The organism is Desulfosalsimonas sp., assembly GCF_046483245.1.
Classification (GTDB): Bacteria; Desulfobacterota; Desulfobacteria; order Desulfobacterales; family Desulfosalsimonadaceae; genus Desulfosalsimonas.
Window position 1 is genome coordinate 1 of record NZ_JAWODO010000154.1, and the last position, 3,665, is coordinate 3,665.

At 51.2% G+C, this 3,665-nt stretch carries 2 protein-coding genes and 1 riboswitch; both genes read right to left on the reverse strand.

Annotated elements, in window-relative coordinates:
• The coding region (locus R6U41_RS13405) for an ABC transporter substrate-binding protein (protein ID WP_410270349.1) at nucleotides 1-1,189 on the reverse strand (1,189 nt) is incomplete at its 3' end.
• Nucleotides 1,190-1,347: 158 nt separating this feature from the next.
• A riboswitch (cyclic di-GMP riboswitch) is annotated at nucleotides 1,348-1,422 on the reverse strand.
• Between the two features lie 294 nt (nucleotides 1,423-1,716).
• On the reverse strand, nucleotides 1,717-3,216 hold the full coding sequence (locus tag R6U41_RS13410; protein ID WP_410270350.1) for a B12-binding domain-containing radical SAM protein: 1,500 nt from the start codon (nucleotides 3,214-3,216) through the stop codon (nucleotides 1,717-1,719).
• Nucleotides 3,217-3,665 lie beyond the last annotated feature (449 nt).

The following is a 3,665-nucleotide window of genomic DNA, read 5'->3' on the forward strand; positions in this document are numbered from 1 at the left end:
AAGCTTTATTTTTGACAGCTCTTTTGAAGAACTGCTGGATATGATAGATGGAAAAGCCTACGGGATCGAGACGGGTATTATCAAAAAGAGAGGACGGCTTACATAGCAGAAGTGCGAACTGGAAGTCCGCAACCTCGAATTTGCCTTCACGGACCTGCTTGTACATATAGGGGTATGAGGCATCCCCGTTCTCATCAAAATGCACTTCACCAAGCGCACCGTTGTACGTGCGGCCCGCATACCAATCAAAAAGCATATCCGGGGAATCATTGTTTGCCTTCAGTGCTGAAATCAGCGTGGTGACGGCATCATAGGCTTCAATTCCGAAAAAGGTGGGGGGAGTGCCGTGAGCTTTTTCATACTCGGCCAGCAGGGGATGGCTGAAGCTGTGGGATGGGTAGGTGTATACCAGACCATTGGCCGCGGGTTCATCCAAAAGCCCGGGGCGTTCAATCGGGCGTGTGCCGACCAGTTGGGCGTCAATGCCCATTTTTTTGGCCTGTTTAGCAATAAGGGCTGCGTTGCCCGCGCTCAAAAGAACCAGGGCATCCGGATTTTCTTTTTTAATTGCTGACAACTCCGGGGCAAGGTCCGGGCTCTGGGGGTCATAGGCAATGGAAGCAACAATCTTGTCCTGAAAATTATCCTTTATAATGTCTGCCCAGTTGTTTCCATAACCGTTATCCATGTTGTAGACGGCGATGCGATTGAACTTGGAAAGATATTCTGCCAACTGGCGCTCTTCCTGCTCGGCATCAAGGGTGAACCGAACGGTGCGCCGTGAGTGTTTCCGGTCGATGATCGCACTACCGATGGCGATATGGAAGATATCGGCCTTTGCCGCCAGGGGGTGGATGGCATTGGACGCCCAGCTGGCACAGCTGATGACCGCCACAGGTTTCTGCTTTCTTTCTGCAAGAGCTTTGAATGCCTGGATCGCGCCTTCGGGGTCATTCCCGCCGTCTTTGAAGATTACTTCTGCCTGGCTTACGGCTTCAGCCAGGGCCATTTCAATGGCATTTTTTTCTTCATTGGCAATGTCTTTAAATGCCGAGGAGAAGGGAAGAATTACACCGATAACCGATTTTTTCGGGGTTTTTGATTTCTGACCGGACTCTGCTGATGCTGGCTGAAACCAAAACAACAGCATAAAACCACTCAAAAACAGCGCAAAAAGCATTTTTTTCATGAGTACTCCTTGTTCTCACCATTGTCCGGTGGGTTTTTGCATAAGGTGGCCCTTCATGCTCTTTGAAAAAAAACGCGGTAAACATCCATAATTTTTTTTGGCACAAAAAAAATAGCGCTTCCTGGCTGGCCAAGAAGCGCTATTCATTAACTGCTTTTTTTGGCAACCCGGCTGTCTTCATGAGACCCGTGGCTTTCCGTCCCAATTTCACAATTGGTTTGGCTTTTACATTTTTTTCACTGTGCACCGGCCGGAACTCAAAGTCAAATAATTTTTTGAAATTTTAAAAAATGCGGGCTTCAAAAATGCACATTCCGGCTATTCCAGGCCAATATTCCCGATTTGGCAGCACTGAGGAATGGCGAATTCAAGGTACAGTTTCGTGGATGCCCAGGAATCCTGTCCGGAATGGGCCATTACCTTCACTAATTTTTAGGACGCTGATTGTGCTGATTCCGGCGGCAAGGCTGGAGAGCACCACCACGGCCATTGCCTATCCCATGGCGCCCTTGTCAGCCTCCACTTCTTCATACAGGTTCGCCTCGAGTTTGCTTGCGCGTATCATCCGGTCCACGAACTGATTCATTTGTCCCTGCTTTGTGTTTCGGGTCAAAGGTTCGCATGGCTGAAAGAAAGGCCGGCAGATGCTTTGCCAGGTATAAAAGGCTGTGTCTGTGCTGCCAGATGCGCCGGGCAAAGCGCCTGCGCCATTTGGGATCCGAGTAAAACCGCTTGACGTGCCAGTTATACAGGTTGTCCAGGGCTTGCCTGGAGTCCATCTGTTCGGGCACGAACACGAAATTCAGGCAGTTCATTTTGCGCCAGTCTTCTTCCATTTCGCCCTGGTCAAATATGGTCTGCCATACCGGGGCGCCCGGAAAAGGGGTGAACTTGGCCATGTTCATGTCGTCGAGATCCAGGGAAAGGACGAAATCGCTGGTTTTTCGTATCGACTCCGCGCTTTCGCCGGGAAGCCCCATCATGAAAAGCCCCTTGGCCCGCAGGCCGGCTGCCTGGATTCTTCTGACCGTATCCTTTACGCCTTCAAGATATACCCCGGGCTTGTGTATGGCAAGTAATTCCGGGTCCCCGGTTTCAATTCCCAGCGACACCATGAGGCACCCGGCTGCCTTGAGCATTGCCAGCAGGTCGTCGTCGGCATGCCCCACGCGCACCGCGCAGTTGAAATGGATACCCAGGGGCCGGGAGGTTAAAAGTTCGCACAGTTCGGTGATTCTTTTGCGGTGAAGCGTAAACAGGTCATCGTAGATGTTGATGTGGCGCACCCCGAATCGATTGCGCAGGTACCGCATGTGCTCGTAGATGTATTCGGCCGAGTTATACCGGTAACCGCTTTTGAAAACAGACCGGTCGCAGTAGGAGCATTGATACGGACAGCCCCGGCTTGTGACCATGGTGGCCCCCGGTGTCCGTATATAGCTGAACAGCGGAAGATTGTATTTTTGGGGAAAGCCGGGCAGTTTCTCATATGCGGGAAAGGGCAGGGCATCCAGCTCCGGCAGGTGGCCGCGGGGCGGGTTGGAAACCGCATTTCCATCAGGGCCGCGCCATACCAGCCCGTCAATTTCGCCGGCTTCCCTGCCCCCTGCCAGTTCTGCCAGGGTCTGCTCGCCTTCGCCCATGCACAGGTAATCAAGGTGTGGATAGTCGTCCAACAGCGGGGTGCCGATGGCAGATATGTGCACTCCGCCGAAAACCGTCCGGATATCTGGCCGCGATGCCTTGATTTGAGCGGCCATGTCGTATCCGTCCAGAAAACCGGCTGTGGTGGCGGAAAATCCCACCAGGTCGGGACTGTGGTTCAGAATCTGCTGCGCATTGGCGCGGATTCCGGGGGCGGCACCGGTCCCCAGGCAGTCATGCACGATCACGCTGTGTCCCTGCCGTTCCAGGTAGGCCGCAATGGAAAGCAGTCCCAGCGGTGCCATGCGATTGGCCACGGCGGCGACGTCTTTTTCCCCGGCAACCCAATTGGAGCCGGCCGGATGGACAAGCACAATGCGCATGATTCAAATCCCTGAAAAACAAAAAGGGGTTGCAAACATATGCCTGCAACCCCTGGTCTTTCTGAAATTGGTAGCGGGAGAGGGTTCGAATAGGCTAATTAATTTATTGTTATTATTTCTTTTTAATTTTTCTATTTTTAAAAATGCCCCCAAAAATACCCCCAAATTCTTCTTCTGGATACGGTTTCAGGCTCTCCTTTAATCGTTAACAGGTAATAATTTTTGAAGGAAGTCTCACCAAACTGTGATAAAGGATAGATCGGTGTCCATTTCATGTCTTTGTTTTACAATGTACAGCAAAAAAAGCCGCTAATCAGTCGCGCGGCCTTTTTAGTTTTGCGTCGGTTGAAAGCACCTGGTTCGACGAATTCCTCAGTGATAAAATCAATGTGATCAACCTCATGCGGTGAAATTGCTTTATTTATCGATAAGCGAAATCGGGTAAAAAT

Coding starts and splice junctions, on each gene's coding strand:
- R6U41_RS13410 (WP_410270350.1), bottom strand. CDS start 3,216: ATGCGCATTGTGCTTGTCCATCCGGCCGGCTCCAATTGGGTTGCCGGG.